The 4,535-nt window shown below is 61.5% G+C and carries 4 protein-coding genes and 3 pseudogenes; 5 read left to right on the top strand and 2 right to left on the bottom strand.

Features of this window, described 5'->3' with window-relative positions:
• From AC5JJ6_RS00360 to AC5JJ6_RS00350, 3 pseudogenes are all read left to right on the top strand, one after another.
• Positions 1 to 380 (top strand): annotated as a pseudogene (locus AC5JJ6_RS00360) (hypothetical protein); the annotation flags it as partial.
• Between the two features lie 156 nt (positions 381 to 536).
• Positions 537 to 1,227: pseudogene (locus AC5JJ6_RS00355) on the top strand (IS6 family transposase); the annotation flags it as partial.
• Between the two features lie 148 nt (positions 1,228 to 1,375).
• Positions 1,376 to 1,672 (top strand): annotated as a pseudogene (locus AC5JJ6_RS00350) (ISKra4 family transposase); the annotation flags it as partial.
• Positions 1,673 to 1,724: 52 nt separating this feature from the next.
• Here AC5JJ6_RS00350 and AC5JJ6_RS00345 read toward each other — a convergent pair.
• Entirely contained in the window at positions 1,725 to 2,744 is a 1,020-nt protein-coding gene (locus AC5JJ6_RS00345; protein WP_496040131.1) for a LysR family transcriptional regulator, read from the bottom strand.
• Here AC5JJ6_RS00345 and AC5JJ6_RS00340 point away from each other — a divergent pair.
• Positions 2,737 to 3,513, top strand: a complete 777-nt coding sequence (locus tag AC5JJ6_RS00340) for an SDR family NAD(P)-dependent oxidoreductase (RefSeq protein WP_496040130.1) — start codon at positions 2,737 to 2,739, stop codon at positions 3,511 to 3,513. The two genes, AC5JJ6_RS00345 and AC5JJ6_RS00340, sit on opposite strands and share 8 nt — an antisense overlap.
• A 64-nt stretch (positions 3,514 to 3,577) precedes the next feature.
• Positions 3,578 to 3,928, top strand: a complete 351-nt coding sequence (locus AC5JJ6_RS00335) for a hypothetical protein (RefSeq protein WP_496040129.1) — start codon at positions 3,578 to 3,580, stop codon at positions 3,926 to 3,928.
• A gap of 89 nt (positions 3,929 to 4,017) precedes the next feature.
• Here AC5JJ6_RS00335 and AC5JJ6_RS00330 read toward each other — a convergent pair whose 3' ends face one another.
• Entirely contained in the window at positions 4,018 to 4,278 is a 261-nt protein-coding gene (locus AC5JJ6_RS00330; protein WP_496040132.1) for an SDR family oxidoreductase, read from the bottom strand.
• Positions 4,279 to 4,535: the final 257 nt, after the last annotated feature.

The raw sequence follows: 4,535 nt of genomic DNA, 5'->3' as shown, positions 1-4,535 counted from the left end.
ATCAGGGAATCATAAGCGATTCCAATGCCTCAAGCTTTTTCCGGACGGACACTCACAGGCCAGAATATCCTCGCTGCCTGACCAACCCCGTGAGCAATTACGAAACGGCAGCTGAAGAAACTATCTCTGCTCTTGAAAGAATTGGACTGAAAGCTTTGTCACCGGTTGGAGGATATTATATATGGATAGAACTGCCGCAAAATGTCGATGAGATAGTTTTGGCAAAGAATGCTGCCGATAAAAGCATATTCATTGCCCCTGGAACAGTTTTTACTACGACAAGAACATTGCCAATGCCGGCGATGCGCATCAATGTGGCCTATGCCAGCGACTCTCGCTTCATTACGTTCATGCAAGAGTATTTGGATTGCTATAAATAGGCCCTTCCTCAACAACCATTTTCAATGGTTATCTTCTGGCGGTAGGCTGATCTAGCTGATTTCCGGTAAGTCAATCCACGCAATCCAGCAAATTGTCTCAAGGGCATTGTCACGGCAACAGTGGCGCTCCGTCATTGGTGACGATAATCTGTCTGGATGCAGCCGATCTCGTGCCCGCCACCAGTTCCCGCCCGCCATCATCCAACATGCCGTGTGGCTCTATCTCCGGTTCACGCTGAGCTACCGGGACGTTGAAGAGTTGCTGGCGGAGCGGGGGCTGGATGTCTCGTACGAGACGATCCGACGCTGGGTCGGCAAGTTCGGCCCGGCGATTGCGCGGAACCTGCGGCAGCTGCGGTGCAGGCCCAGCTCGCGCTGGCATCTTGATGAGATGGTGGTGCGCGTAAACGAGTGGCAGATATACCTGTGGCGAGCGGTCGATGATGAGGGCGAGGTGCTGGAGGTCCTGATCCAGCGCCGGCGGAACAAGGCCGCAGCCCGGAAGCTCATTCGCAAGCTGCTGAAGAAGCACGGCTTTGCTCCGACCCGAGTGACGACCGACAAGCTGCGCTCCTACGGGGCTGCGTTCAAGGAGATCGGCCTGAGCGCCGACCATGAACAAGGAGTTTACCAGAACAACCGGGCCGAGGTCTCCCATCAGCCCCTCCGTCGACGAGAGCGCAAAATGCGGCGGTTCAAGTCGCCGGGATCCACCCAGCGCTTCATCTCGATGCACGCCGCCACCTACAACACCTTCAACCTCCAGCGTCATCTGATTTCCCGCCGAACCCTACGCACCTTCCGGGCCCAGGCTATGACCGATTGGAATGTTGCGGACGCGGCGGCGTGTGTAACGACAAGCCGTTCGGGAACATTATTCGCTGAGGCAATACGTTCGGCCATGCCAATTGTCGTTGCACAGCGGCGTGAGGATCGACCGAAACCACGGGCCTCTGCGCGTGTTGGGCAAGTTCCTGTGACAATGCCGCCTGGTCACCTACATCGACAACAACGCGGCCGCGATCCCGGACTACGGCGAGCGCCGGCTTTATGCGGAGCCGATCTCGACAGCCTTCATCGAGTCCACCGTCAACCTCGTGGTCGGCAAGCGCTTCGCTAAGAAGCAGCAGATCCAATGGTCCAAGGCTGGCGCCCACTTGCTCCTGCAGACCCGGATCCAGACCCTCGACGGCACTCTGCCGGAGATGTTCAGAAAATGGTACCCGGCCATGGCCGCAAATGACGCCCAGACGCCCGCCGGCGGCGCTCAACCGCTTTCAGCACAACTCTAGAGAACGCACCCAATCAGAAGTCTGCGCGCGATCAACCCACGCGATTGTGCGATCAGTCACTGAACTTCAGTGCGTCCACCACCGCGCGCACTGCAGGCGAGAGGGGAGCACCTGCTGAGTAGTAAAGGTGGAAGCCAGGGTAGGTCGGTGACCAGTCTGCTAACACTCGCAGCAGCCGTCCATCCTCGATCATCGGTTGGACGATTTGGTCGACGCCGTGCCAGAGTCCGACCCCGACCAAGGCGGCGTGCAGCATGAGGTCCGGATCGTCAGTCACCAGCGGGCCTGCAATGTCCATTGTCACCGCCTCACCGGCACGCTCGAATTCCCAGCGGTAGAGCGAACCTTCCGGTCCGCTGCGGCAGCCAATACAGCGGTGCCGCGCCAAGTCGGCGGGATGCACCGGCGAAGGATTCGCCGCGAGATAGCTCGGAGAACCGACCACCGCGGTGGTGAAAGGCGGGGTCACCGCCACCGCCACCATGTCCTGCGCCACGTCTTCGCCCAACTGGATGCCAAGGTCGAACCCCTCTTCCAGATCGCCGGGCCACTCGACTGTTCGGACGTCGAGCGTCACGTGCGGGTAATCCCGCGCGAGCTGCGCGACCGCAGGTGCGATCAGCATTGAGATGGCGAGTCGCGGCGCGGCCATGCGCACAACCCCAAAAGGCTCACCCTCGAGTGCGCTGGCGGCCGCGATGGCTCCATCCAGCAGGGCCAGGGCGGGTGCAAGGTCCCGCAGGAGCCGGGCACCGGCTTCCGTCAGGGTGACTGCGCGCGTTGTGCGGTTGAGCAGGCGCTGGCCTAGGCGATCCTCCAGATTGCGGATGGCATGGCTGAGAGTCGAGGATGTAAGCCCTAGATCATCCGCAGCACGGCGGAAGCTGCGCGCCTCCGCCACTGCCACGAAGGCACGTGCTTCGGCGTACTCGCCCGGCTTCAAGCGTTTCGGCATTGTTGAATCGTACTCATGAACCTGTTGCCCCGATAACGCCTTATCCAACAGCTTGCGCCGTCTTATCTCAGGCCAGGGAGTAATTGGTAGCAAGAAGGCATGGCCCAGAATGAACAATCTAGGATATCGGCGCCTCGACGGCACGGCCACTATCATCACTGGGGCAGGCACCGGGATCGGCCAGGCCGCAGCGCGTGCCTTCGCAAAGGAGGGCGCCAGCGTGGTGCTGGTCGGACGCCGCGAGGCACCGCTGGCCGAGACCGCAGCCACGATCAGGGCCAGCGGTGGCGAGGCGATCGTCGTGACCGGAGACGTTTCCAAGGCGCAGGATGTGGACGCGGCGATCGCCCGCGTAGTGGATCGCTTCGGGCGGATTGATCACGTCTTCAACAATGCCGGCATTCAAGGCGCGGGCGGGCCGATCATCGACATGGCGGAGTCCAGTTTCGACGAGTTGCTGGCCATCAACCTGAAAGGCCCATGGCTGATGACGCGGGCAGCGCTTCGCGTGATGATCCCGTCGAGACGTCCGGGCGCGATCGTGAACACGTCGTCATTCCTGTCCACCGCCGCTACCATCGGCACCTCGGGCTATTCCGCGAGCAAGGCGGGGCTCGATGCGATGATCCGGGCGATCGCGCTCGAAGCCGGGCCGCATCTGATCCGCGTCAACAACATCAATCCCGGCGTGATAGACACGCCCATGCTGCGCGCGCACGGCGAGGATATCATCCCGCCGCTTGCCGCCCGTGCGGCGCTTGGCCGGATCGGCACACCCGAAGACATCGCCGACGTCGCAGTCTGGCTCTGCACGCATGAAGCACGCTTCATCACCGGCCAGTCGATCCTGGTGGATGGCGGCTTCACTATTCCGGGACCGCGCTGATCAACGCTCCGTTATTCCGGCTCCAACCTCGACCTCGGAACACCCCCCACCCAGGAGAATTCGGATGAAGGTTCAGAAGTTCACGATCACCGACGCATCGCTTGAGCGATCGCCCGGGCAGGATGCAGACGTGTTCGTCGGCAATCTGGTCGACCAGCGCCACGGCGCACCGATCACTATCGGCTACGGGCGCTATGGGCCGGACCAGACTCTCGAAGAGACGATCGCGGTCGACGATGTGGTGATCATGCTGGAGGGGCGGCTATCAGTCTCCAGCGTGGCAGGCACCGTCACTGCAGGACCGGGCGAGATCGTCCATTTGCCCAAGGGGCAGAGGGTGACGATCCGCTCGCACGAGCAGGGCGCACTCACCGCCTATGTCACCTATCCGCATTGGCAGGAGGCGCGAGAGTAATTCACCTGCCCTGCGGAGATCTAGCTCCCTTGCGGAAATCTGGTGCGAGGAGTCGCCGGATTTGTCCCGTCGACCCCTCACCCACAGGATCACACCTGCGCAAATCCGCCGTCGACGAACACCTCGCCGCCGGTCATGAAGCTGCTGTCGCTTGACGCAAGGAAGGCAGCGGCGGCCGCGATCTCGAAAAGGTCACCCAGCCGTCCCATGGGCGTGGTCGCTCCCAGAGCTTCGAAGTCTTCTTTGTCGACAACCTCAAGCGCCAGATCGGTCATCGTCGGCCTGGGCGACAGCACGTTCACGCGAATGCCGGTGCCCTTGAGATCGAGCGCCCAGCTGCGCGCGAAAATGCGAACCCCGGCCTTCGACGCGCTGTAGACGCTGAGAACCTGTTCGCAGAGTGGGCATGCCGGCCTGTGCTGACCAGGATGCTACTTTAAGCTGAAAAGAGGAATGACGCGTGGGAGGCTGGCGGGCTATGTCGGGGGCCGTCGTCAACAGCCACTGAGCCAGCAGGATATGGGCACCGCCGTCAGAACTGCAAAGACGTCTTCGGCATCCTGGGACGCCTTCGCCGACGTGGACGCCTTCGTGGATGAGGTTCTGG

The sequence above is a fragment of the Skermanella sp. genome, from assembly GCF_059503625.1.
The sequence above is the reverse complement of the archived record's forward strand: the minus strand, read 5'-3'. Positions and strand labels throughout refer to the sequence as shown.

What these genes read in the sequence shown, in the direction of transcription:
- AC5JJ6_RS00340 (WP_496040130.1), top strand. Translation starts at nt 2,737, where the DNA reads ATGAACAATCTAGGATATCGGCGCCTCGACGGCACGGCCACTATCATC.
- AC5JJ6_RS00335 (WP_496040129.1), top strand. Translation starts at nt 3,578, where the DNA reads ATGAAGGTTCAGAAGTTCACGATCACCGACGCATCGCTTGAGCGATCG.